The 25,229-nt window shown below is 43.4% G+C and carries 23 protein-coding genes and 1 pseudogene; 12 read left to right on the forward strand and 12 right to left on the reverse strand.

Annotated features, from left to right (window positions below; genetic code table 11):
- Positions 1–430: 430 nt before the first annotated feature.
- The gene (arr, locus tag OIT90_RS13830; protein ID WP_151283964.1) at positions 431–847 is read left to right on the forward strand and encodes an NAD(+)--rifampin ADP-ribosyltransferase; all 417 of its coding nucleotides are present in this window, start codon (positions 431–433) and stop codon (positions 845–847) included.
- Between the two features lie 62 nt (positions 848–909).
- Here the strand turns inward: arr and OIT90_RS13835 are convergent, their stop codons facing one another.
- From OIT90_RS13835 to OIT90_RS13860, 6 genes are read right to left on the reverse strand one after another with little or no spacing between them, the layout of a single operon-like run.
- A complete protein-coding gene (locus OIT90_RS13835) occupies positions 910–2,829 on the reverse strand; it encodes a BglG family transcription antiterminator (RefSeq protein ID WP_144491685.1) in 1,920 nt (639 codons plus the stop codon).
- On the reverse strand, positions 2,826–3,710 hold the full coding sequence (locus OIT90_RS13840) for an ROK family protein (protein ID WP_075612298.1): 885 nt from the start codon (positions 3,708–3,710) through the stop codon (positions 2,826–2,828). The genes OIT90_RS13835 and OIT90_RS13840 overlap by 4 nt, the downstream gene beginning before the upstream one ends.
- A 56-nt stretch (positions 3,711–3,766) precedes the next feature.
- The gene (mngB, locus tag OIT90_RS13845; RefSeq protein WP_474892637.1) at positions 3,767–6,430 is read right to left on the reverse strand and encodes a mannosylglycerate hydrolase; all 2,664 of its coding nucleotides are present in this window, start codon (positions 6,428–6,430) and stop codon (positions 3,767–3,769) included.
- A gap of 28 nt (positions 6,431–6,458) precedes the next feature.
- Positions 6,459–7,577: a PTS fructose transporter subunit IIC gene (locus OIT90_RS13850; RefSeq protein ID WP_474892638.1), complete on the reverse strand. Its 1,119-nt coding sequence runs from the start codon at positions 7,575–7,577 to the stop codon at positions 6,459–6,461.
- 35 nt (positions 7,578–7,612) lie between these two features.
- A complete protein-coding gene (locus OIT90_RS13855; protein ID WP_007498438.1) occupies positions 7,613–7,942 on the reverse strand; it encodes a PTS fructose transporter subunit IIB in 330 nt (109 codons plus the stop codon).
- Complete coding sequence (locus tag OIT90_RS13860) at positions 7,939–8,460, reverse strand: PTS sugar transporter subunit IIA (RefSeq protein WP_251181458.1); 522 nt, start codon at positions 8,458–8,460, stop codon at positions 7,939–7,941. The genes OIT90_RS13855 and OIT90_RS13860 overlap by 4 nt, the downstream gene beginning before the upstream one ends.
- Before the next feature lie 179 nt (positions 8,461–8,639).
- On the opposite strand from OIT90_RS13860, the gene OIT90_RS13865 reads away from it, so the two are divergent.
- The 3 genes from OIT90_RS13865 to OIT90_RS13875 all read left to right on the forward strand — a co-directional run bounded on the left by OIT90_RS13865 (position 8,640) and on the right by OIT90_RS13875 (position 12,506).
- Positions 8,640–11,306, forward strand: a complete 2,667-nt coding sequence (locus OIT90_RS13865) for a S8 family peptidase (RefSeq protein WP_474892639.1) — start codon at positions 8,640–8,642, stop codon at positions 11,304–11,306.
- A 107-nt stretch (positions 11,307–11,413) separates the two neighbouring features.
- Positions 11,414–11,896: an Ig-like domain-containing protein gene (locus OIT90_RS13870; RefSeq protein ID WP_058837247.1), complete on the forward strand. Its 483-nt coding sequence runs from the start codon at positions 11,414–11,416 to the stop codon at positions 11,894–11,896.
- Between the two features lie 130 nt (positions 11,897–12,026).
- Positions 12,027–12,506 (forward strand): hypothetical protein, encoded by a 480-nt coding sequence (locus OIT90_RS13875; protein ID WP_268464120.1) that lies wholly within the window; start codon positions 12,027–12,029, stop codon positions 12,504–12,506.
- A 348-nt stretch (positions 12,507–12,854) separates the two neighbouring features.
- Here OIT90_RS13875 and OIT90_RS13880 read toward each other — a convergent pair.
- The 3 genes and pseudogenes from OIT90_RS13880 to mmuM all read right to left on the reverse strand — a co-directional run bounded on the left by OIT90_RS13880 (position 12,855) and on the right by mmuM (position 15,973).
- Positions 12,855–13,470, reverse strand: a pseudogene (locus tag OIT90_RS13880) (hypothetical protein).
- 122 nt (positions 13,471–13,592) lie between these two features.
- The gene (gene mmuP / locus OIT90_RS13885; RefSeq protein WP_039176176.1) at positions 13,593–14,996 is read right to left on the reverse strand and encodes an S-methylmethionine permease; all 1,404 of its coding nucleotides are present in this window, start codon (positions 14,994–14,996) and stop codon (positions 13,593–13,595) included.
- Between the two features lie 38 nt (positions 14,997–15,034).
- Positions 15,035–15,973 (reverse strand): homocysteine S-methyltransferase, encoded by a 939-nt coding sequence (gene mmuM / locus OIT90_RS13890; RefSeq protein ID WP_039182957.1) that lies wholly within the window; start codon positions 15,971–15,973, stop codon positions 15,035–15,037.
- A 335-nt stretch (positions 15,974–16,308) separates the two neighbouring features.
- On the opposite strand from mmuM, the gene OIT90_RS13895 reads away from it, so the two are divergent.
- The 4 genes from OIT90_RS13895 (at position 16,309) to OIT90_RS13910 (ending at position 18,320) form a co-directional block, all read left to right on the forward strand.
- Positions 16,309–17,139: a YitT family protein gene (locus OIT90_RS13895; protein WP_039176179.1), complete on the forward strand. Its 831-nt coding sequence runs from the start codon at positions 16,309–16,311 to the stop codon at positions 17,137–17,139.
- 116 nt (positions 17,140–17,255) lie between these two features.
- Positions 17,256–17,573, forward strand: coding sequence for a PadR family transcriptional regulator (locus OIT90_RS13900; protein ID WP_039176181.1), 318 nt, complete (start codon positions 17,256–17,258; stop codon positions 17,571–17,573).
- Complete coding sequence (locus OIT90_RS13905; protein ID WP_058837248.1) at positions 17,566–18,153, forward strand: DUF1700 domain-containing protein; 588 nt, start codon at positions 17,566–17,568, stop codon at positions 18,151–18,153. The genes OIT90_RS13900 and OIT90_RS13905 overlap by 8 nt, the downstream gene beginning before the upstream one ends.
- Positions 18,150–18,320: a hypothetical protein gene (locus OIT90_RS13910; protein ID WP_186315137.1), complete on the forward strand. Its 171-nt coding sequence runs from the start codon at positions 18,150–18,152 to the stop codon at positions 18,318–18,320. Before OIT90_RS13905 ends, OIT90_RS13910 begins: the two co-directional genes overlap by 4 nt.
- 67 nt (positions 18,321–18,387) lie before the next feature.
- Here OIT90_RS13910 and OIT90_RS13915 read toward each other — a convergent pair whose 3' ends face one another.
- Positions 18,388–19,605, reverse strand: coding sequence for a multidrug effflux MFS transporter (locus OIT90_RS13915; RefSeq protein ID WP_058837249.1), 1,218 nt, complete (start codon positions 19,603–19,605; stop codon positions 18,388–18,390).
- A gap of 213 nt (positions 19,606–19,818) precedes the next feature.
- On the opposite strand from OIT90_RS13915, the gene OIT90_RS13920 reads away from it, so the two are divergent.
- Positions 19,819–20,355: a GNAT family N-acetyltransferase gene (locus tag OIT90_RS13920; protein ID WP_058837250.1), complete on the forward strand. Its 537-nt coding sequence runs from the start codon at positions 19,819–19,821 to the stop codon at positions 20,353–20,355.
- Positions 20,356–20,413: 58 nt separating this feature from the next.
- Here OIT90_RS13920 and OIT90_RS13925 read toward each other — a convergent pair whose 3' ends face one another.
- Complete coding sequence (locus OIT90_RS13925; protein WP_058837251.1) at positions 20,414–20,617, reverse strand: hypothetical protein; 204 nt, start codon at positions 20,615–20,617, stop codon at positions 20,414–20,416.
- Between the two features lie 111 nt (positions 20,618–20,728).
- On the opposite strand from OIT90_RS13925, the gene OIT90_RS13930 reads away from it, so the two are divergent.
- Positions 20,729–21,265 carry a ribonuclease FAU-1 family protein gene (locus OIT90_RS13930; protein ID WP_107163928.1) on the forward strand — a complete coding sequence of 179 codons (537 nt, stop codon included), beginning with the start codon at positions 20,729–20,731 and terminating at the stop codon, positions 21,263–21,265.
- A 39-nt stretch (positions 21,266–21,304) separates the two neighbouring features.
- Here OIT90_RS13930 and OIT90_RS13935 read toward each other — a convergent pair whose 3' ends face one another.
- Positions 21,305–22,918, reverse strand: a complete 1,614-nt coding sequence (locus OIT90_RS13935; RefSeq protein WP_039176194.1) for a S8 family peptidase — start codon at positions 22,916–22,918, stop codon at positions 21,305–21,307.
- Between the two features lie 187 nt (positions 22,919–23,105).
- Here OIT90_RS13935 and OIT90_RS13940 point away from each other — a divergent pair, with 187 nt between their 5' ends.
- Both OIT90_RS13940 and OIT90_RS13945 read left to right on the forward strand, forming a co-directional pair.
- A complete protein-coding gene (locus tag OIT90_RS13940) occupies positions 23,106–24,587 on the forward strand; it encodes an amidase (protein WP_058837253.1) in 1,482 nt (493 codons plus the stop codon).
- A gap of 37 nt (positions 24,588–24,624) precedes the next feature.
- A complete protein-coding gene (locus tag OIT90_RS13945) occupies positions 24,625–25,197 on the forward strand; it encodes a TetR/AcrR family transcriptional regulator (RefSeq protein WP_474892640.1) in 573 nt (190 codons plus the stop codon).
- The last annotated feature ends 32 nt before the right edge of the window (positions 25,198–25,229 follow it).

A 25,229-nucleotide genomic window follows, 5' to 3' on the forward strand; every position in this document is an offset into this window, starting at 1 on the left:
ATATTTTTATTTTTGCATCCGTTCGATGAATTTTACTGTGATAGGTAATGTGAGTAATATAGGGGATTCATTCATTTTTTGTATTTTATGTTCATTACATTCTTATCTCATAAAAAATTCAAAATGTTTTATTAATGAAGCTAATCTAATAAGCTAAAAGTGTTCTTTTGATTGGGGAGAGTTAACACAGTTTTACAGACAAGCAGGTGTAGAGGAATAAATATATTAACATGTAACCCTTTAACTCTTACCTTTGGGTTTAAAATGAGGTTGGATTGCAGTAGGTATTATAGCGGCTGGAGATTACAATCACATCTAACTCTCTACTATCATTATACCCCGAATTTAATGAAATTTATAGACTGTTTTCCCCCCATATCTAGCCGTATACTGTTATACGCAAGTCAAAAACGATAAGGGGTGTGGCTGTATGAATGACAAGCAAAAGGTGTTAGATCCAGGGCCATTTTTTCATGGGACAAAGGCAGAATTGAAGATTGGGGATCTGCTTGAACCGCTGCATTTATCCAATTATCAGGATAAAAAATCGAACCATATTTATTTCACCGGAACACTAAACGCAGCCAAATGGGGTGCTGAGTTAGCCAGGTCTGAGGCAAAAGAAAGAATTTATATTGTAGAACCGTTAGGCGAGTTTGAAAATGATCCAAATGTGACGGACAAAAGATTTCCCGGCAACCCAACACGTTCTTATCGATCGAAATCTCCGTTGAAAATAGTCGCAGAATTAGGTTCATGGGAAAGACATTCCGATGAAGAAATCAATCATATGCTAAGCTCCTTAAAAAAATTAAGTGAAGAAGGAAAAAATGTCATCTACGATTGATGTTACGTATATTTAAATAACACAAAGGCCGCCTTATGAACTGGGCGGCCTTTTATTTGATCTTATTGGAACAACGCATCCATCAGCTCATCAAATGTTTTGGCTTGCTTGAGGGCGCGAATGCGGTCTGGATTGTCTAGTAAATCGACGGCCTGTTCAAAGAATTGGTTCATGCAGGCAGCGTCATCCTTATGAATCGCTAATAAAAAGACAATTGATACTTGGTCTCCCTGCCAGTCAATCGGCTGTTTTAAGTGTGCGATGGCTACAGAGGAAGTCCCTTCATTTGTGATGAGCGGATGCGGCATTGCAATACCGCTGCCAAGATAGGTAGACGACATTTGCTCACGCTCAAGCACCGAAGGCCGAAATGAAGACGATACTAGCTGATGCGCCTCTAAACGGCTGCATAATATATTTAATACCTCATCCTTGCTGCTTAGGTCAGCATTCATTAAAGTCAATCGCTCTTGAAAAAACGCCATCAGCTCTTTTGAGGGTGCCCCGTGTCCATTTAATAAATGAATGACTTCATTCACACGCTGTATATCATGCTGTTCAAAAAAGGCACTGACCTGAATGACTGGTTTCCCCTTTGATGTGAGTGGAACAGTTGTGATGATGACGTCACACGGCAAAGAGGAGCTCATGAGATAATCCTGATAGGAATAGAGCTCAACGATGTCAAGCTCGTGCTGAAAGGCTGACTTCAATTTAATTTCAAGGAGCCTTGCCGTCCCTAGTCCAGACCCGCACACGATAATGGCTTTCTTTTTTTGCGAGGTGTCGAGCTGACTTCTTTCAAATGAAGCAGCGATATGCAAGGCAACATATGCGGCCTCGTCTTCATTTGGTGTACGCACCAGCTGTAAGGCATTGAGTCCGCTGACAGCCAAATCAAACGGGTAAGGATAGGACGCTTTGATCTCATGCAAAAGCGGATTTTGTAAGGATACGCCATATTGGATTCGATTTAATAGCGGCTTCATATGAAGCATCAAGTCCTGCTGCAGAATGCTGTCATCAGCAAAACGATGGCCGCTTGTTTTTTCAATGTGCTGTAGAAAGACTGTAACCGCCTGTTGAACTTCCACTGTCGTTTGATGCTGGGCGGCTTCTTTCCACGTTTGATTTGCCAATAGATGCATGACTAAGTAATCTGTTTCATCCTCTGATAGGGTCACATAAAAAGTGTCACTCACCTGCTGTATGATTTTTTGTGCAATTCTCATTAAAACTGGTGATCTTTGTGTGCGGGCAGTACTAGCGGATACCCGCTGGTTTTTTCGTGTTTGCTGAATCGCAATGGCTAAATGAATGACTAAATTTTTTAAGGCAATGTCTTTAATGAGCAATGACTCTTGATGCAGGTTCGTCAACACAATAGATCGAATGGTTTCAAGAGAAATATCAGGAAAATGGAGCTGCTCCCGCTCGGTGATATGAGAGAGAGCAGGCTCTTCTTCAAGAAGTAAGTCTGCATAGCACGTTCTTTTTTGCAGCTCGTCTCCTTCAATCTTTAAACCAAATCCAGGCTTTGATACAAGGGTCATGCCGTAACGGGCTAACATCTCTCGTCCTTTTTTCAAATCACTGCTGACCGTCATGCGGCTGATAAACAGTTCTTCAGCCAGCTGGTCAATTTTTAAGTAATCTGATTGAAGCAGCAGCTTTCTCATCATAAATCGTACACGCTCCTCTGGCATGACGGGGACAAGAGAGCGGGCAGGAAGTTTTTGTTGATGAAGCCAAAGTAAGAAAGCGTCTTGGTCACTCGTTAAAAGAGTATATCCCTTTCCGCGAATCGTTTTAATCATGGCTCCAGCTTCCTTTAAATACTCATTTGCTTCCTTGATTAAATTGCGGATAGAGCGGTCAGATAAGCGAAAAGAGGCAGTGAGCTCCTCCAGCTTCACGAACCCCTTCGTTTCAAATAGCCGCTGAATCAGCTGATAGGTTCGAGGATCTGCCGTCATCATCATTGCGCGGCTCCTTGCGCCTGTAAGGCATCCGTACCAAGAGCGATGGCGCCCATTAAACCAGATAATCCATCAAAGGATGGTTTTGTGATAATTTCATGTAAAGGCTTTGGCAGCTGCAAATAGCCGCGAAGCCGCTTGTCTGTTTCATCAAGAATAAGTGGCAGCATAGCTGGCTGTTTCATCACGCCTCCACCTAAAATGATGCGTTCTGGTGAAAGGGTGAGCAGCAGGTTAGCAGTCATCTGCCCGAGATAGTAAGCATGAAGTGACCAGGCAGGATGATCCTCTGGCAGCATGGGTGCCAGTGTATGATAGCGTCCTTCTATGGCAGGTCCAGATGCCAGTCCCTCTAAACAATCATGATGTATAGGGCAGCAGCCTCCGTAGGTATCATGAGGATGCCGCTGAACGGTGATATGACCCATTTCTGGATGCAGCAATCCGTGAATAAGGCGATGTTCAATATAGGCACCTCCGCCTATTCCAGTCCCAACAGTAATATAGACCAAGGAGGCAGGTTTTTCTGCTTCAGTTGAAAAACGGGCTTCCCCGAGTGCTGCACAGTTCACATCGGTATCAAGCTTCATCGGGATCCCGAGGGCTTGTTTTAAGGTAGAGAGGAAAGGAAATTGGCGCCAGGCCGTTTTTGGTGTGTCTAAAATCGTCCCATAGCTTGGGCTTTGCTCTTTCACATCGACAGGACCGAATGCCCCAATTCCAATTGCATCAACACGATTCTTTGTAAAGTAATCGATCACTTGCCGGCATGTTTCATCTGGATTCCCTGTTGCAAAGGAAGTCATGTGTTCAATCGTTCCGTCTGTTGTTCCGTAGCCGCAGACAAATTTCGTTCCGCCTGCTTCAATGCCTCCAATTCGCATGATCAATGCCCTCCATTAAAGAGGGGCGGAATCCTATGGATCCCGCCCCTACATGTTCATTTTTTCTTTACAATGTAGGTTTGTACCTGACAAGGTGTAAGCGGTTCAATGTGTAATGATCCATGTTGTGCTTTGAGTATCTGTCCTTCAGGTGTTTCTCCTAAATTCGCTGTTTCTCCGTGTTGTAGAGATGAACTATTGATTGAAGCGGCTGTTTGACGCGTTAAATATGGATTGAAGAGACGAATGACAATGCCTGATCCATGCTCCTCTTTTTTCAGAGCGCTTAGAATGGCTCCATCTGTCTCGATGTCAAGCAGGCTATAAGTAGATTGTAAGTCTTCTTTTTCATCTCGGAAAGAGAAAATTAAACGACCGTTTAAAAAATCTGCGCGCTCGTAGCATTGAACAGGGGTGGTATACCGTTTGGCAAGCTGCGCTAAGTGTCCCTCGCTGACTGCATCCTTGCTATAGTGCATACCAAATGAGAATGACAATGCACCTTGCAGCTGAGCGTCAGGTGTTTCCACAATTTTTTCCCCAGATGCGCGTCCTGGACGATAAAGGAGATTTTCTTTCCCCATTTTTCCGAAACAGCGGAAGAGTGTATACGCAATGGTTGTGTAACCTTCTCCTGTGATTTGGTATTCTCTCACGCAGTCGGTCAACAGTGCGGCACCATATGCTTCATCACGAAGTGCGACAAAGGATTGCATCGGTTCAATGGTGATCGGTTTTTCTTCCCAATGTTCATTGTTCCACCATTCAAGCTCTTGCGTGAGCTCGGTTGGGCGTTCGATTGTACCAAACTGTTGATCGCTTAGTGATACGTTTGATGCAATGCCTGTATCAAAAAGAACACGAAGGCGATGATCTAATGTATGGTTATCGACATCTACATGAAAACGGATGACAGCATCGTTTTTGTTTAATGCCACCTTCGCTGTGATCGGAAGTGAAGTCGCAGCCGATTGCTGAGAGCGCGCCTCTAGGTCATAAGGGACAGTGAGCTGAAGCTTGATGGTCAGCTCCTCTTGCAGACCGCTTTTAGACACTGAGATGTCCGCTGATGAAAGATCTTTTGATGACACATACAGATCCTCACGCGGTGGTGAATAGTTGTAAGAATCCCCATCGTCTCCGTTGTCTTCAAAGATCATTTGCTCAGAGAAGGTCTTGCCTGTTTGTTTGTCTGTGATGTCCAGTGATCCGTTGTCATTTGCCGCAATGCGGTAATGCTTATTTTCGATCACGCGTCCTTCTGTTTGTTCCCACGCAGATTCGCTTGATTCATCGAAGACCATGCTCACTTGTGTATAGCCTACTGACGGTAAGTCGATGGCTTCAATTAGCAGCACGGCTTTCCATACTTGCTTTGGCATGTACACTTCTTTACTTGGGTTAAGAGAAATTTGCTGTGCCAGCACATAATCTGTGACATCGGTTTTGCTTTTCACTGTGTACTGAAGCGTTCGTCCATTTGCATCCATTAGCGTAAATGGACGTTCCGTGATAAAGGTCTCGACTTCAATGACTTCAGAACGCTTTGAAGGCAGTGTATTGAACAACGTGAACGTGATTTCCTGCTCTGTTTGCAGTCGAATAGTGATGAGACGCATGTGCAAGTCTACAAGATTCTCAGCGATTTCCTTTGCCTGCTTGTAGCGGAAGAAGACATCTTGGTTTGTCGTGTCACTATTACAGCCGCCAATGCTGTCATGCGCTGCATTTTCAAACATAAGGTACCAAATATCGCGAACCGTATCATGCGGATAGTCGTGTCCAAGCGAATAGCTGATCGTTAGGATAGGCTCCATCACATTCACGAGATAGTTTTCGATTTGATTGTTTAAGATTTTTAAATCCGCTCGTGTTGAAAAGATCGATTTGTGAATCCGCATATGCTTCGCGTGAATAAGCTCTCCTTGTAACGTCTCAAAAGATGTCCGCTCTTTTTTCACGGCTGCAATATAATCTTCTAAACTACTGATTTGATAGTGATGCTCGTCAAGCTCATTGGCTTTTTCTAATAAGTCAGGCAGGTTTTTACGGATCGGTGCTTGGTCAAAACCGTTCGGGAAATAGACATTCTTTGTGGTGGCCTTTGCTTGCAGCGCACCAATTTTTTCAGATAAAAAGGCTTGTAAGTCCTCATCCTTCTCAGGAATATTCCCGCCGTAGTAGTAGCCAAATGGCAGGTTCACAGCAAAGACTTCACTGCCGTCAGCGCCGCGCCAATTGAATTCAGTATGATTCGTCATATGGTCAGAAACGCCACGCCAAAATGCTGTATCGACAATGCCGAAGCCGCGATAAATTTGAGGCATTTGTGCCGATTGACCGAAGGAATCAGGGACATAGCCGACTTTCATCACGTGGCCGAACTGCTGACAGCGTTCAATCCCATATTGCAGGTTACGCACAATCGATTCACCTGAAATGACGAGCTGGTCGGTTTGGGTATACCATGGGCCGATGATGAGACGTTTCGCTGTGACGAGCTTCTTGATTCGATTCTCATCCTCTGGACGCCATTTTAAATAATCATCTAATAAGGAAGCCTGGGCATCGAGCATGAAGTAATGGAACCTTTCATCTGTTTCAAGGGTATCTAAAATGTCCATTACGCTTTTCATTAAGTAGATACGGGAGCGGGAGGTGGTGAAATACCATTCCCGGTCCCAGTGAGTATGTGGAATCACATGTACATTGACAGTCATTGATCAACGACACCTTTCTTCGTTCAAATTATCCTTCTAGCACAAGGTCAAAATCGTCTTCTTCTTTCTGCTTCAGATCATGTTCCGGCGTTTTTGGCTCTTTTTTCTCAGAGAAATTCACAAGCAGGTTGGCGCCAATACCGATGACGAGTGCGCCAGTAAGGGCTCCGATTAAATAAGTCCACCAGTTTCCGACTGAGAAGAAGCCGTATAGCCCGCCAATTGGCGGCATGATGTCATGAACTCCTAATAATGCAGCGACCCCGCTTCCAATAGCACATGCGACAACATTGAGCGGAATCAATTTCAAAGGATTGACGAGGGTAAAAGGGATCGCCCCTTCCGTAATACCGATAATGCCCATAACAAGTCCGCCTCGTCCGGCTTCTCTAAAGGTTGGAGAGAAGTTGCGTTTTCGAATCAATGTCGCAAGCCCGTATCCAAGCGGTGGAATGACAATCGCAATATTGACAAGAATGGCAGGGAGGTAGACGCCTGATAGGAAGAGCGCGTTACCAGCCATCCACGCTGATTTATTCACCGGTCCGCCAAGATCGAAGCCAATCATCGCACCTAAAATGAGAGCGAGCGCGAGTGTGCTTGTTCCATCAGCGACCATGCCTTTAATCCATTCAATTAATGCCGTGTTCAAAGCGCCTAATGGTCCGCCTAGAAGAACTGACATAAGAAGTCCGGTTAAGCCAACGGTAATCAGCGGCAGGATGAGCAGAGGGACGAGCCCAGCTGCAGAGCCTTGAATTTGAATTTTTCTTTTCACAAAAAGAGCAACATATCCTGCGAAGAAGCCTGCAATGACGGCACCTATAAATCCGGCATTTGTTGAGCTGGCAAGAGCACCGCCGATAAAACCAGCCGCAAGACCTGATTTATCTGCAATGGAATAGGCGATAAATCCAGCGAGCAGGACGTTCATTAAGCCAATGCCTGTCCAGCCAACCTGCTCCATTAAATAGGCACCGTGCAATATGCCGCCAGCATCCTTATAGGTGTTTAAATCTGAAACACCAAACCCTAACCCGACCAATTTTGCTAAACCAACGATAAGTGAAGCACCGATGATTACAGGAAGAATATAAGAAATACCGGTCATGAGATGGCCTTCAATGACTTTTAATTTTGCTTTCATTTTCTTTGCTCCTTTCTATATGGCATTGCTCATGTTTATTGAGATTCAGACTTTTTCTTTTCTACAAGTGCTACGGCTTTGGTGATAATTTGTTCAGCATTTTTTAAGGCACGTCCGATTTCGACACGTACAGTGGGAATGCCTGAGAAGCGTTCTGCATCGTTGATATGCTGATTTGAGGCAATGATGCAGAGGTCTGCCTGCTTTGCTTCCTCTGCTGTAATGCCGTTCACCTGTCCCATAATCCCTTGCTGTTCGATTTTGATCTCGTGTCCGAGTTGTTTACCTGCATTTTCTAATGCTTTTGCTGCCATTGGTGTATGAGCTAACCCTGCTGGACATGAAGTGACACCGACAATTTTCATTGTGTAATCCCCTCTTTCAATTGTTGTTCAATGACTTCGTAATAGTAATCAGCTGTTTGACCAGGTTGAATCTTTTCGATAAAAGCAGGTTCCATTAGGCTTGTCGCAATACCTGACAGTAGTTTCAGATGTGTGACATTTGCTTCTTCTAGTGGAACGAGCAGTGTAAATAAATAGCTTGTGGGCAAATCATCAAAGCTTCCCCATTCAATGGGTTGTTCAAGTTCTAAAAAAAGAAGTGAAGCCGTTTGTACAGCGGAGCTTTTTGTATGTGGAATGGCGAAGCCTTGTTGAAGTCCTGTTGAGACTTCGTCTTCGCGTGTCAACAAATCTGCTAATAGCCCCGGCTGATCGTTTGTAATCTGAAGGTCTTCAGCTTTCTCGGAAATGTATTGTAAAATCTCATTCTTTGATCGTCCGTTTACTTGTGTGAAAACATGATCTTTTTGGAACAAGCTGATCCCTTCTCTCTTGTTTGTTAAGCGCTTACAAGTTGATTGTAATGTACTTTTCAGCATGGTTAAATAGCATCATTTTCCGTTTGAAATGGCAAAAAGTTTATGAAGCTACCCGTCTTGCTGACTGAATATCTCAAATCCTAGCTTAAAACGAGTTTAATTATATAAAAAACAGATTCTACTAAATGTATTTCTGTGATATTCTTCCAAGGTATCATAAAAGATAAGGGGGTCTTTTCATGTTCAAAAAGCAGGTCAAATCCTGTGTGGTCGTACTCATGGCCATCATTCTATGTATGGCAGCATTACCTGGATACGAGGCAGCAGCTGCCAGTCATGGAACAAGTGTCAATGAAGCCATTGGGTTAAAAAATGGTGAAGTCATCTCAGGTACATTACAGAATGAAAAGGAAGAGTCATGGTATCAAATCACGCCATCTGCACAAGAAGTGGCAAAACATACACATATGCAAATTTCTGTGAAAAGTAAACAAGTGCTGTCCGTATCGGTCTATCCAAGTAAGGACAGAGCGATGAAGGATGACACCTATTCAAGGTATCGCGTGGACACAGCAAGCGGAGAGACAGAGATCAACTTCCCGCACGCATGGTCAGGTCCCTATTATGTCAAAGTGCTCTATTTAGGGTCGGAGGAAGACAGCCGTGATGAGGAAGAGGATGCAGCATATACAATCGGATATAAAGGAGCTAATCTTCCGCCTTCTGAACCCGTTTTCCCTGAAGAAGATGAGCCTGAAATCATCATTATTGAGAAAAAGTACGGGCGTGAAATTCTTCAATCGATTCGTACAATCGAAGATAAACGATTCAATGAAACAGCAGAAGGTCGGAAGCTTTCGCGTCTGCTCCAAAAAACAAAACCGTTTCTCAAATCGAAGCTCATCAAACATCAAAAAGAGCAGCAAAAGGTATACAACCATCTGCTCACATTAAAAACACTGCTAAGTAACGTAGAGAAAAATGGTGCATTTAGCGGTCATATCGTAACAGAAAAAGAACAGCAGGCGATCCGCTCCCTTTTTGATATGCTCAAAGAAGCAAGTCCAGCTTATTTAAAAAAGGAATTAGAAGCTGTCAGTCAAAAAATTGGCATTGATCAGCTTGAAGGAAAATCAGCTGGTTATGTATTAGAGAAACAAAAGCTTGTAAAAGAAGAGAAGGTTAAAACGAATAAGATCATTTTTAAATTAAAGGATGGTCAAACACTTCAATCTGCGAAAAAGAAGATGAAAAGCTACGGTATCCAAGAAAACCGTGTGACATCACAGTCAGTCAGTCCTTTATTCAAAGGCATGTATGTCTATGATGTACCAGCAGGGCAAGAATCAGCTGGAAAGACACTAAAAGCAGGCAAAGCGGCGATCAAGAGCACGGCAAGAAAGCTTTCCAGCATGCCGAATGTTGAATTTGCAGAGCCTGTTCAAACCTATCGTGCGCTAAGCAACGACGCGCAGTATGGTTATCAGTGGCCGTTGAAAAACAGTGCGCAAAACAGTGGAAAAAAAGGCGCTGACGTCAAATTTGAACAAATGAATACACTAATTGGCACAAGCAAAATGAAGCAAACATTAATTGCTGTTGTGGATACAGGTGTAGACAGCCGTTTGACAGATTTAAGCGGGACTGTTCGTACAGACTTAGGTGCGAATCTCATTGGGCGAAACAAAGATGCGATTGATGACAATGGACACGGTACGCATGTGGCAGGCATCATTGCCGCAAAATCCGATAACCATTACTCAATGGCAGGTCTCAACCAACATACGGGTATCATTCCAGTGAAGGTGCTGGATGCTTATGGATTTGGAGATACAGAGCATATTGCACTTGGCATCAAGCATGCAGTGGACAAAGGCGCAAAGGTGATCAACATGAGCCTTGGCGGCTACTACAGCAGAGTGATTGAATATGCAATGAATTATGCTGCACAAAGAAATGTACTAGTCGTCGTGGCAAGTGGAAATGATGGCGTACCAGAAATGGGCTACCCTGCGACGTCAAAATACGCAATGGCGGTTGGCGCAAGCAACCGTATGGATATTGCCGCTGAGTTCTCAAGTTATGGCAAAGGACTGAGCATGTCAGCACCAGGTTCTGATATTCCGAGCTTAATGCCTGATGGGAACGTCTCATACCTTAGCGGGACATCAATGGCGACACCATATGTGGCAGCAGCAGCAGGATTACTGCTTTCTAAAAATCCATCCTTGAAGCCAAATCAAGTGAGAAATCTTTTGCAAAATACAGCAGATGATATCTCATTTAAATCTATTGATGGAAAAGACGACGTTTTCTATGATGAAAACGATGAACCAATTGTTGATCCAAAAATTCCAGGTGTCGATTGGATGACAGGACACGGCAGACTGAATGCATTTGCTGCATTAAGTGCTGTCGAATTGAATGCATCTGTGAGCAAAGTGGAGGATCAGCATCAAAAGGTGACAGGTAAAGCAAAAGCTGGCGCTGCTATAACTGTGTATAGAGGAAAAACCCTGCTTGGAAAAGGCATAGCAGGCAAAAAAGGAACCTTTAGTGTGAAGATTAAACATCAGAACAAAAACAAGGTCCTTCACATTAAAATTTCAAAAGGAAAGGCCTCTACGACGCTCAAAACCGTCGTGAAAAAAGGCAAAGCACCAGCTAAGCCGAAAGTGAGCAAAGTAACAGTCAAAAGTAAAGCGGTCAAAGGGACTGCGGGTGCGGGCTTGACCATTAAAGTGAAAAACAAATCAAAGAAAGTCATCAAAACAGTCAAAACCAATAGCAAGGGCACATTTACTGCCCAAATAAAACCACAAAAAGCCAAAACGGTTTTGTATGTGACTGCTTCAGATGTGAGAAAAAGAGAAAGCAAAGCAGTAAAAGTGGTTGTGAAAAAATAAAAGAAGAACTTCCCTTTCTAAAAAAGGGAAGTTCTTTTGTTTTATACTGGAAAAATACCAATTCCTGTCGATAGTAATATAGTAGGAAATAAAAGGAGGATTTATCGATGAAAAAAATCATGTTTGCTTTCTTTCTATCATTGCTTCTCGTATTCCCAAGCTTTGCACATGCTGAAGAAACAGGTGCAGTACCAGCATCCGTACAAGTAACAAGTGTCACAGCAGCCGATAGTGGTATAGTGAATTACGGCTATGGCAGTAAATATCGCGTGGGTTCTTATTATCCAGCTACGTTTAAAGGGACACTAAAAGATGCAAGCGGAAACCTCATGCCTAATCAGCCGATCCAGCTTTATTTTGAAGCAGCAATCAAATCATATGCTCAAACAGCGACAGGCACAACAGATGAGAATGGACAGTTTTCACTCACGTTTCAAGTTCCTGCAGGTGCAGGCTACCAATCATACAATAATGCAGGCTGGTCTACACATTACTACGATATCGTTCCAGTGACGTTCACGTCAAACGACATCAAACTATCTTCAAATGTCACAAGCGTGTACCATTTGGCGTATACATCACGTTACTAATCTCATAAAAAAGAATGTCAACAATCTGAAACTTCCCTTTCTAAAAAAAGGGAAGTTTTTTGTTTTTTACTGGAAAAATACCAATTTATGCCGATGGTAATATTGTAGGAAAAAAAAGGAGGATTTATCGATGAAAAAAATGTTGTTTGCTTTCGTTTTATCATTGCTTCTCGTATTCCCAACCTTTGCACATGCAGAGGAAACAGGAGCAGCACCAGCATCTGTACAAGTAACAAGTGTCACAGCAAAAAATGGTGGAATGGCCGATTACGGTTATGGCAGTAAATATCGAGTGGGTCCGCGTTATCCAGCTACGTTTAAAGGAACGTTGAAGGATAAAAATGGTAAATTGATGGCTAATCAGCCAATCCAGCTTTATTTTGAAACAGAGATCAAGTCATTGGCTCAAACAGCGACAGGCACAACAGACGAGAATGGACAATTTTCACTAACGATTCAAGTTCCTTCAGCTGCAGGCTACGATTATTTTGATAATGGCAGGTTTAAACATTATTTTGATGTCGCTCTAATCACGTTCACTTCAAACGACATCAAGCTATCTTCAAATGTCTCAAGTGTGTACCATTTGGCATATTCAATCAATTCTTAACTAATCTGCTGGATGAGATGACTTAGCGAAAACCCTGTCGTTTTCATAGAAAAAAGGATGTCATCAGGTGACATCCTTTTCTTTTTGTTAGCAAACCTGCTGGGCGGCAACCGAAAGAGTCGATAAACAAACACTCATCAGCCGTTACTCCCAGATTCGATCGAGCGTTTAACTTTTAATCTTAAGCTTTGATGGATAAGAACTTTTACACTTGAACTTTGATCCTTGAATGTTCAGCTTTGAGCTTTTATCAAGGATCATCCTAAGATGATCATCAGATGAGGAGGGAATGACCTTTCCCTCGGAGGTGTTTAGTTCTATCGATTTTCGGCTCACTAACAAAATCAATTAATCGATCTGTATTTTCGTCAGTGTATTGCTTTCAGACAAGGAAAAATCAACTTCCATTTGGAAATCTTCAATTTCTTTCGAAAGCTGTTCAATTTTTACTCGAAGGCGAAGCGGATCGATGATCACTGCCTCATTTTCAGCTAGAAAAGACTTCACGATCTCTTGGTTGGCAGCCGCTTGCGTCTTTCCATCTTTCCCAAACAAGGTTTCTAAATGCTGATCAAGTCTCCTTTTCACATCTTCATTCGTTTGTTCTGCTTTGTCGACCAGCTCTTTGTACACTTGTTTCATTTTCCGTAAATAACGAATATCGTAGTCTATCGTTACGTTCAATCGCCTCTGCCACCGTCATACGGACACCTGCCACATCAATCATTGTGGTTGCATTTGATACAACGATGGCTGATTTGATGGCATTCCGGCGTTTGATTAAAGCTTGAATCGATTGATCATCAGCCTTCGCCTTTTTTTCAACTTCTTCTTGATTCTGAAATCCGTGCTGTATATGTTTCCCGATCATCAATCCACCAAGTACGGCGTCATCAACGGTTCGGTTGATCCTTTTATCTAACATTTTCAGTTCACTTAATGCTCTTGTAATGGTCATTTCCATATTCACGACAACTCCCTTGGTTCATCCTGAAAATCATAGATTCCTATCATATACCAAAGTGTGCTTCTTTTACTAGTGATATCCTTTTCTGTCAGCAGCTTTATATAGAAAAAACCTGATGTTTATACACCAGGTTTTTCTCGTTTTTTCTGAATCCAAGCTGTCATGTAATACGCAGCATAGCAGAGCGCAATGAAAGGAATGCCGCAGATGAGGGCAATCCGCTGATTTGGATCAAAGGCAATGCCGATGACAGATGCTAGACATAGGAGGAAGGCAGCAATCGGAACCACTGGATAGAGCGGGGTTCGAAATGATAAATCTTGAAGCTGTCCGCCTTCCTGTAAAAATCTTTTCCGAAACATCAACTGTGAGGCAGCAATTCCCATCCATACGACCACAACAGCCAGTCCAGAGATTGACACAAGAACAAGATATACCGTTTCTGGTGCGATCACACTCGATAGCAATGAAAGAATACCACCGATCATACTTAAAATGAGTGCATTCAAAGGAATTCCTTTTGATGTCAGCTTCGCCAGTTTTTTAGGAAGTGTCCGTTCTTCAGAAAGCGACCAAAGCATACGAGATGACGCGTATAATCCTGAGTTTGCGGCAGATAAGATCGCGGTCAGGATGACAAAATTCATGAAATCTGCAGCATAAGGAATTCCGATACGATCAAATACCACGACAAATGGGCTTTTGATCACCCCGGCTTCTTCTACTGGAATCAAGCCAGCCAAAACAACGATCGTTCCAACGAAAAACAGGACGAGACGCAGGACGGTTGTGCGAATGGCTCTTGGGATGGTCTCGTCAGGATTGACGCTTTCACCCGCAGCAATCCCAATCAACTCCGTCCCTGAAAAAGCAAAATTGACAGCAAGCATCGTCATTAAAATCGGTAAAAAGCCGTTTGGGAAAAGTCCGCCTTCGCCAGTGAAATTAGAAAAGAACGGAGCGGCCTCACCGCCCTTTAATGGAATCAAACCAAACATTGCAGCTCCGCCAAGAATAATAAAGAGAATAATAGCCATCACTTTAATACTGGAAAACCAAAACTCTGATTCTGCAAAAAATTTGACTGTAAATGCATTCAGTAAAAAGATGAGAAGAGCAAAAACACCACTCCACATCCAAACCGAAGTGTCTGGAAACCAGCGCTGCATTAATAATCCTGCCGCTGTAAATTCCGAACCGAGTGCCACTGTCCATGTCAGCCAGTATAGCCAAGCGACCGTATAGCCTGTACCAGGTCCAATGTATTTTGTTGCGTACGTATGAAAAGCCCCTGTGACCGGCATAGCGACAGACAGCTCACCTAAACAAAGCATCACGAGGTAGACAATTAATGCCCCCACAAGATAGGCAAGAATGGTTCCCGCAGGTCCGGCCTGATTGATGGTATACCCAGAGCTTAAAAAGAGCCCTGTCCCAATGACGCCGCCTAGAGAAAGCATGAACAGGTGCCGGCTCGTCATTTTTCGTTGATATTGTTGTGACTGATCTTTTGCTTGTTCCATGTCTTCCCGCCCTTTTGCTTAGAAGTATGTGTAATGAATCATGATGTGGTTCGTTTTAAGATGTCATTGATATCTTCTGGAGTCGTGCGGCAGCAGCCGCCGATGATATGCGCGCCGTCTTTGTACCACTGATACGCACATTCGCCAAAAGTAAGATGTGACGTATCACCGCTCCAAACCTTTTCTTCAGGATCATATACTTCACCTGAGTTTGGATACACCACAATCGGTTTGCTTGTTCCTTTTTTCATTTCTTGAATGAGAGAAGTGATAAATTGCGGCGGCGTACAGTTCACGCCGACAGCAGCAATTTGTTCATAAGGTTCAAGTGCCTGTACACATTCCCGTATGGAGTCACCTTCACTAATGTGCAGGCCATCCTTTGCGCTGAATGTGATCCAAGCTGATACCCCGCTGAATTCATCCCGCAGCAGCTTTGCGATGGCTGTTGCTTCAATCAAACAAGGAATCGTTTCACATGCAAGGATATCTGCTCCCGCTTCTACTAATGCCTGAATTCTTGGTCTGTGAAAATCAATGAGAGCCTGCTCAGAGAGTCCGTAATTTCCCTTATATTCTGAACCATCAGACAAATAAGCGCCGAATGGCCCCACAGATCCAGCGACAAATGGTTTTGTCCGCCCTTCACGACGCGCTTCATCCTGCCAAAAAAGATCGCGTGCCTCTTTCGCTAAAGTGACAGATCGTTTCATGAGTTCAAGCGCTTCTTCTTTTGTATAGCCTTTTTCAGCAAAGCCTTCAATCGTTGTTTGGTAGCTGGCGGTTGTGGCGCAGTCAGCACCTGATTGGAAGTAGTCCAAGTGTACTTGCTGAATCAATTGTGGCTGTTCAATAAGTATTTTGGCTGACCATAAACTGTCATTTAAGTTACAGCCCTTTCGTTCAAGCTCTGTTGCTAATGCACCGTCTAAAATCAAAGGTGCGTGAGCCTGTAAACGGCTTTGAATAGGATTCATCGGAATCAAACAGCCTCCTTTTTAGATCGGATTTGATGGGTATGATATGAGGCAGTAGTTTAAATGACTAAAGCGTTTTTGTCAAGGAGAGGAAAAAGCATATTAGGGCGCGAAAACCCTGAAAACATGCGGGTTTTGATGCATAAAAATGCAGTCAAAATAATAGAAAACCAAGTCATTGACAGCCTCTAAAAAGAGATATATATTATGGAAAGATTGATTTCAGAAAGCTTCATCAAAAGGCGCCGTCTTTTGATTTTTATGTTGTCCAACGACTGTCTTCTTTCGTGCAGAAAGAGGGTTTTTTATATGCTTAAAAAAGGAGGAAAGAAGAATTGAAAAAATGTGTAAAAGATATAACGATGATTTTAGTTGGTTCTTTTTTATTTGCCGCAGCAGTGAACATGTTTGTCATTCCGCTTGAATTTGGTGAAGGCGGCGTAACGGGGCTGTCCATCATTTTTTATTATTTGTTTGAGATTGCACCGTGGCTGACGAACCTTGTGTTGAATGCGATCTTATTACTTGTGGGATATAAATACTTGGACAAGAAGACCACGATTTATACGGTGGTTGCCGTCGCAAGTAACTCTCTATTTTTACACTTGACCACAACATGGGTCGTGAATGTTCATGAATTGATCATTGGAGCAATTTTTGCAGGAATTATCATCGGTATCGGGATTGGTCTAGTGCTAAGAGCAGGCGGAACAACGGCGGGCTCTGCCATTCTCGGAAGAATTGCCAACAAGTATTTAGACTGGAACGTGAGCTATGCCATCTTGTTCTTTGATCTGATCGTTGTATTTGCTTCCTACTTTATTATTGGTGCGGAAAAATTAATGTTTACCATTGTGATGCTGTATGTGGCGACAAAGGTGATGGACTTCGTGATAGAAGGACTTAACACGAAAAAGGCAGTGACGATTATTTCTTCATGCAAAGATGATATTGCGGAAGAAATCAATCACACCCTGGACCGAGGCGTAACAATTTTAAACGGACGCGGACATTATTCAAAGGAATCGAAGGAAATTCTTTACGCAGTCATTCAAAAGCAAGAGCTCATGCGCCTCAAGAAAATTATTAAGAAAATTGATCGAGACGCATTTGTTGTTGTCCATGACGTGCGCGATGTGTTCGGAGAAGGATTTGTAAATATATAAAAATGAAAATAAGACAAAGAGCTAAAAGACCCGAAAAAGGGTCTTTTTTTATTCTCTATACCTCTTGTCACACAATACTATGTAATGTATAGTATAAAGAGTTAGGAGTTGTAAACATGAATGCACAATTAAAAAAAGGATTACTGGAGTTTTGTGTACTGGCGGTATTAAAGAAAGGCGATTCCTATGGTTATCAAATCATTAAAGATATGTCCCGTTGTATTGAGATTTCAGAATCGACATTGTATCCGATTTTAAAGCGTTTAGAGCAAAACAATTATGTGGAGACCTATTCCCAGGAACATAACAGTCGATTAAGAAAATACTACCGCATGACAGAAAGCGGGCGGGAGCATATGGCGCAGTTTTTAGAGGAATGGGATCAGGTGATGGCGATTTACGACTTTATTTCTGGAGGACAGGGCAATGAATAAAAAAGAATTTTTAAGCAGCCTAAAGAAGCATCTGCATCTTCTAGGCGACAAAGATAGTGATCGGTTTATCGAATACTACGATGAAATAATTGAGGATTATCAGGAAGATGGCTACAGTGAACAGGAAGCGGTTCAACAAGTCGGGCAGCCTGCTATGATCGCTGAAGGAATTATGAAGGAACAAGGAATAAAAACCGTTCAGGTGCCGACGTTTGGAGAAAAAGCCACAAGACTCTCCATTCTCATTTTAGGCTTTCCGTTATGGGGCAGTATTCTAGCAACAGTCTTCCTGTTGATTCTTTCTGTGTATATGGTGATTTGGTGTATTCCACTCGTGACAGGTACAGTGACGCTGGTTGGTCTGCTCGGAGGTTTTTGGAGCATCATTGGTTCTCCATTTATCTTTCAGGACGGTTTGCATGTGGTGGTGACGCAGATTGGCGTTGGTATTTTTCTGTTAGGTGCCGGATTATTAAGCGGCATAGCCACGGCGTATTTGACAAAGCTATTTGTGCAAATAACTATTCAAACCACTAAGGCATTCATGGGAATGTTTAAAAAGAAGGTCGTGAGAGTATGAACGTGAACGATTTAAAAAAGCAAGTCATCAAATGGGGAATCATCTTCACCGTTGCCGGAGGAATTGTCATGGCAATTGGTTTTGGCATATCAGGCTTTGATCTAGATGCATATCACAACGATGACCAGAACAACGTGTTCCGCACCATCAATTGGAGTAAGCCATAATAAATGAAAAAAGACAAAGAGCTAAATCAAGATCATTTTAGCCCTTTGTCAACAGTCTGAAACCCGCTTATGCGGGTCTTTTTTTCGCTCGGGCCACAAAGAAGAAATAACAGCAAAGTGCGCCTAGATCACAAAGCATAATGATCAGACCCATTGGAAAGGCTGTTTGGCTTCCGGCTAGTCCGACAAGAGGTGTCATGCAAGCGCCTAGCAGCATTTGCGCCACACCGATCAGTGCAGCAGCACTTCCTGCATGTGCCCCGTGATGCTGCATCGCAAGAGACGGTGCAGAGGTGCCGACAATTCCAACGCTTGATACCACAAAAAACAGCGGAATGAGAATACCGTACAATCCTGCATCAATCGAGATCATGAAAAATAAAGTCACTCCCCCTAACGCAGCTGTCAGCAATCCAATGCGAAGGACTTTCTCTTCACCGATTTTCGCAGCGACTCGGGCAAATACTTGTCCAGCCGTGATGATTCCAAGACTATTTACCGCAAATGCTGCACTAAAGCCTTGTGGAGAAAGGTTAAAAATATCCTGGAGCACAAACGGTGAACCTGAAATATACGCAAACATCGCTGCGAATACAAGACCTTGTGAGAGTGCATATCCAACAAAGAGACGATCACTGGCTAAAATTTTCATCGCGCCTGCAATCTGTTGAAAGCCCCCGGTCTGTCTACGCTCCGCAGGTAAGCTTTCTTGCAGTGAAAAGATGGATCTCAGCAGCATCAATGCCCCGAGAATTCCGAGTAGGACAAATACACCCTGCCATGTCGTGAAGCGTAAAATTTGTCCGCCCGCAATAGGTGCTGCTGCCGGAGCCACCCCGTTGACTAACATCAGCAGTGCAAAGAATTTCGTCATTTCTGATCCTTCATAATGATCTCGCACGATAGCTCGTGCAATCACAATGCCTGCTGAACCAGCAAGTCCTTGAATCAATCTAAGAAGAATGAACATCCAAATCGATGTGACCACTGTACAAAGAAGTGATGCCGCTATAAAGATAATCAAGCCAATCATCAGCGGTTTTCTTCTGCCGATCGTATCGCTGATCGGGCCTGCAATCAGCTGGCCAAGCGCCAGTCCAATGAGACAAGCCATGAGACTTAATTGGGACAGCGCCGTACTTGCCTCAAAATCACGAGCAATATGAGGCAATGCAGGTAAATACATATCCATTGCCAGCGGAGCAAGGGCTGTTAAAGATCCAAGCAATGCGGCAAGGAGAAATCGATTTTTTTTCGATTCTTGGGGATAAGATAAAGAACTCATATGATGACAACACTCCTCGTATACTTCCTCAACACAGCATAATGAATCGAGCGTTCCTTTTCAATGAAAAATTTTCAAAGATGTTTCCGTGCAAAATGATTGATCTTTCGAATGAGACTCTTTACATTGAATGAGTAGAGAAAAGAGTAAGGCTATCACATGCAGTGATTGCATGATACGTATATCCACTAATAGAGAGCAGGAGGTGCTGACATGAAGCAGCAAGAGCTAATCATTCGTCAAGCAGTCAAAGAAGATCATGAGGCCATCAGGAGCGTGCTGATCAAATCCTATGCACAGTATGCGCCTCAATTTACAGAGGAAGGCTGGCAAGATTATTCTGCCGCGCTTGCAGCAGCTGTAGATAATCCGAACATGGAGCTGATGCTGGTGGCGGAGCTTGATGGCAAGGTTGTGGGGACGCTTCAAATGTTCCGTTCATCAGAGCAAGCATATGACAATCCAGAAATGGGCATTACATCAGCCATCGTCCGGTTTTTAGGAGTAGATCCCGATGTGAGGGGAAAAGGAATTGCAGAGTCCTTGCTGCGTAAAAGTATTGAACTAACGCAATCATGGGGCGAAAATGTCCTGTATCTGCATACATCTGATAAAATGCAGGCCGCCATTCGCCTATATGAAAGAATGGGCTTTGAGCGTGCGCTTGATAAAGATTTTGTGAGCTCGAGTGGGACGCATGTCAAGAGCTATCAATATGTGATCAAGAAAGAACAGCCAGCAGGTTCATAATATAACGTGCAGCAAAAGGAAGAGCTTACGTCCATGGGCAGCTCTTCCTTTTTTCAATTTACGCCCATAGTGCCAGCGCCCAATATGATACCCCCCATGAGATGAAACCGAACATGACAAAGAATTTTAACATGCGCTCATAAGGAGACAGCTTTCGTTCTCTCTTCGTTTTCACTAGCTGCCAATAAAGGGCAAAGCCGCAAATCATGAGGATAATTTGTCCAAGCCGTGTAAAGTTTTCAAGAATCGTGATTCCGTTCATTTCTTTTCACCTCATTATTCATCTTCCAGAAGTAAAAGCGCAATCCTTTATTTCTTCAAAAAAAATCGGTGTATACTAGAAAGAAACGAGTGTTAGAGGGAGTTGTGCATATTGTTTTCGCTGCATGCGGATCGTTGGGATGAAGTCATCGAGAGAAAAATCAAATACGATCAAAAAGTTGTGGAACATACCTGTCAGCTGTTAGACGCACAGAAGCAGCAGGCTGTGCTGTTTCACAAGATTGAAGACCCGTTTACGATGAGGGCAGGTGATGGTGCTCTGACCATTCCAAAAGGGAGCTATACGACCGCTTATTATTGGAAGGATCGTCCTTACAACATATATTTCTGGAGAGATGATCAAGGGAAGGAACTAGGGTCTTATCTTAATATGGTGGGAGACACTCAATTCAACGGCCAGCTGGTCATGTTTGAAGACCTCATTATTGATCTCCTCGTTCTTCCGAATGGTGATGTCTTTGTGCTGGATGAAGATGAATTGCCGGAGAGTTTAGCGGATTTTGAACATGGTTCGGTGCAACGGGCATTAAAGGGCGTGATGGCTTCGTTAGAAAGCATTCTCGATCAAGTGAGGGCAGATGCCGAAGGAAAATATCATCACAGTTTGTTTGAGCCGATGTTGAAATAGAAAAAACGATTCCTCGCTGAAAGGAATCGTTTTTTTTTGTTAAACCTTAATACGGTTTAATCGTTTTTGTAAATTGGTTTTTGTTTTGGAGGCTTTTAGCTGTTTGACAGCGCTTTGGGCCGCTGCTTTTGTTTTCTTTGTTCGTTTCGCTTCCGCTTTTTTGACCTTTTGTTTAGCGTCTGTCACTTTCTTTTGATAAGCGACTTGTTTTTTGACTTTGTCGAGCCGGTTTTGCAGGCTTGTTTTTTCTTTGCCTTTGTTTAGTTTTTTGATGGCCGTTTGAGCACTTTTAATAGCGCCCTGTGTTTTGTTTTTTTCGGCTGTTTTGACCTTTGCACGTGCCGAGCGGATATCAATGGCTGCTTGGACTTTCTTCACCCGTTCTGTGAGTGCTGTTTTTTGTTTGCTTGCAGTGAGCCGGCCAATTCTTGTTTTGGCTTGATTGACATCTTCCTGCTTTTTAGATGTTTCGGCTTTTTTAACAGCACTGGCAGCAGCCTTTAAAAAGGAGGATTGCGGCACATATTGCACGCGGCCATAGCCGAATTGTGGATCCCTCCCTTTTGCACCAAGATCCACTGTATAGCTGCGCAATAAAGTGCGAAGCTGTGCATTTGTTTTCTTCGGATGAAGCTGCTTTAACAGTGCCAGCATTCCTGTGACATGCGGTGCAGCTTGTGATGTACCCGTTGCATACCAATATTCATTTTTTAAATAAGTGCTGATGACGTTCTGGCCAGGGGCAGAAAATTCAATCCCTTTCCCTGTATTCGAGATAGACGCGAGTTTGTCTTTGTCAGTCGTTGCAGATACGGCAATGACGCTATTGTAAGCGGCAGGGTAGCTAATATGATTCTTTTTCCCATCATTTCCGCTTGCAGCGACTACAAGTAGTCCTTTTTTATAGGCTTCATCCACTGCTGAACGCAAGATGGGGATATTGTCTTCAAAGCCTAAACTTAAATTAATAATGTCCATCTTGTTGGTAATCGCCCAATCGATGCCTCGAAGCAGACTATATAGATCGCCTTCTCCCGTTTTATCTAACACTTTCACAGCATACAGCTTCACACCAGAAGCGACGCCAACTGTTCCATAATCGTTATTAAGCGCACCAATCGTGCCGGCGACATGTGTGCCATGTCCTTCATCATCTTTATAAGAGGATGTGTAGTTCACGAATGATTTACCGCCGGCTACCTTTAAATCCTCGTGTGAGAAAATGCCAGTATCTAAAACGGCTACTTTTACATTTTTACCAGTGACGCCTTCTTTTATTGCTTGTTTTATATTGAGTTTTTGCAGGTTGTAAGATTTTTGTACCAATGCATCCTGATTAGTAGCAGCGGCTGTTTTCTTCACAGTAGAAGCTGCGAGTTTAACCTTTACGTTTTTTGAGACGTAAGCGATGTTTGGGTCTTTTTTGAGTGAGGTGACCGCTTGTTCATCTGCTGTCACAGCGACCGCGGGAAGATGTATGTACTGTGCGTTCACTTTCTCACTTTCCTCAATAGCTGTTTGTTTCCCTTTTTGATTTTTATAGACGATGATAACATCTGTTTCTTTTGACGGTGCAGCTGCCTGCGAATGGAAGGGCAAAGCAGTTGTCAGCGCAAGAAGAAACGCGATGACGATCAATATTTTCCTTTTCAAGGCGTGGCTCCTCTCATCCGATGATCTCGGTCTTTTTTTCTCTATTATATCGGAGAAAGCAGAGGGATGGGATAGTAGAATTGTCGTCTTGTTGAGAAAGTTATTTTTACTAGTAATCTGAAATTGAAATTCATAGAATTCTAGTAGACAATAGAGACATCAAGATAAGAGAAAGAAGGACATGCTGATGAACGTAAAAGAGTATATGACGTATGATGCGACTGGCTTAGCAGCACTTGTGCGGAATAGGCAGGTAACGCCCGAGGAGCTTATGCAGGCTGCATTTAATAGATTGAATGAGGTCAATCCAGAACTAAACGCTGTGATACAGACGAGACAAGATCAAGTTTTAAAAGATATCAAGGAGTTACATGAGTATCAGCCATTTGCAGGCGTTCCGTTTGTGCTGAAAAATATATCACAAGGGATTAAAAACGAACCGCTGACAGCAGGCGCTTTGCTGTTAAAGGATGTAAAAGCCAACTCGGATTCGCACTTTGTTGATCGATTGAAGCAGGCTGGTTTTCTCATGATTGGGCATACAAATACACCGGAATTCGGTTTAAGAAATGTGACGGAACCTGCGTTACATGGGCCAACGAGAAATCCTTGGAATACGGACTATTCTCCAGGCGGCTCAAGCGGCGGGACAGCAGCAGCTGTTGCAAGCGGCATTGTACCTGCTGGCGGAGCAAGTGATGGCGGTGGTTCCATTCGGATTCCAGCCTCCTTTACCGGTTTGTTCGGTCTTAAGCCTACGCGGGGAAGAACGCCGGTAGGCCCAGGCGCAGGAAGGCAGTGGCAAGGGGCTTCCATCGACTTTACACTCACAAAAACCGTGCGGGACAGTGCAGCCCTTCTTGATCTTCTTCAAGTCATTCAGCCCGAAGCTGCTTTCCAAACTCCGTTATACGATGGCAGTTACCAAGAGGATCTGGTGAAACGTACATCTTCTATGCGAATTGCTTACAGTGTAGAATCTCCAGTTGGCACGAAGGTCAGTGAGGAAGCGAAGCAGGCGGTTCAGCAAACAGTGAAATGGCTGAGTGAGCAAGGTCATCAAGTAGAAGAAGCCAAGCCGGAAATTGATGGGGTTCATCTCATGCAGCAATATTACGTGATGAACAGCGGAGAAATGTCTGCGTTATTCACTTCCTTGGCTCGTTCCTTAGGGCGTCCAGTAAAGCCGGAGGAAACGGACATCGTGGCATGGGTGCTGGCGGAGGCTGGCAAGAATGTGACCGCAGCTGCTTATACAGAAAGTCTTGATGCGTGGGATCGGGCTGCTGCACAAATGGCGTCATTTCATCAAACCTACGATCTCTATGTGACACCAGCTACTGCCTATTCAGCTCCAAAGGTTGGTGAGCTTATGCATTCAGATCAGGAAACAGCCGAACTTTTATGTGTGTCATCTCTTTCAATGCAAGCACAGCAGGATCTTATTTATGATATGTTCCTCAAGAGCTTGACCTACACCCCATTTACACAGCTTGCCAACTTAACAGGTCAGCCATCAATGAGTGTACCGGTTCATCTCACTAGCGCGGGCATGCCTTTAGGGGTACAGGTGACAGCGCCTAAAGGGAAAGAGGACTGGCTGCTCAGGCTTGCGGCGGAAATGGAGACATCCTCGATTTGGAAAGGAACTAGACAATTAAATCGATAACGCATGATAAGCGACTTTGGTCTATGGAGGGAAAAGAGTGTCACACGTGAGTACGAAGGATAAAATCATTCAAACGGCAGCACTTCTTTTACGTAAACAGGGATACCATGCGACAGGATTGAATCAAATTATCAGAGAGAGCGGCACACCTAAAGGCTCTCTTTATTATTACTTTCCAAATGGAAAAGAAGAGCTGGCCATTGCATCTGTTGAATACATTAGTCAAAAGGTCATCAATCAAATTGAAGAAGGCTTTGCTTATTCGGATGATCCGTATATTGCCATCGATCGTTTTATGACAAACATCATTCGAGGATTTATGGAGAAAGAAGGTGAAAGAGGGATTCCAATTGTCTTGCTGGCGGCAGAGTCAAAGCCGGAAAACACGCAGCTCCATGTTGCATGCAAACAAGAAATGATCCGCTGGCAGGAGCTTGTAAAAGAAAAGCTAATGAACAGCGGGTATGAAGAAAACAAAGCGGGTGAGCTGGCTTCTCTCCTTCACTCAATGGTAATCGGTGGTCTATCGATGACGACTGCACTCAAACAAACGACCCCTTTAGAACACGTAAAAAGTTACCTTAGACACTTATTTATGCGAGAAGAGTAAAATCTCTCGCATATTGTCTATCTATTATATCA

This window comes from Bacillus sp. ABR, assembly GCF_056172715.1.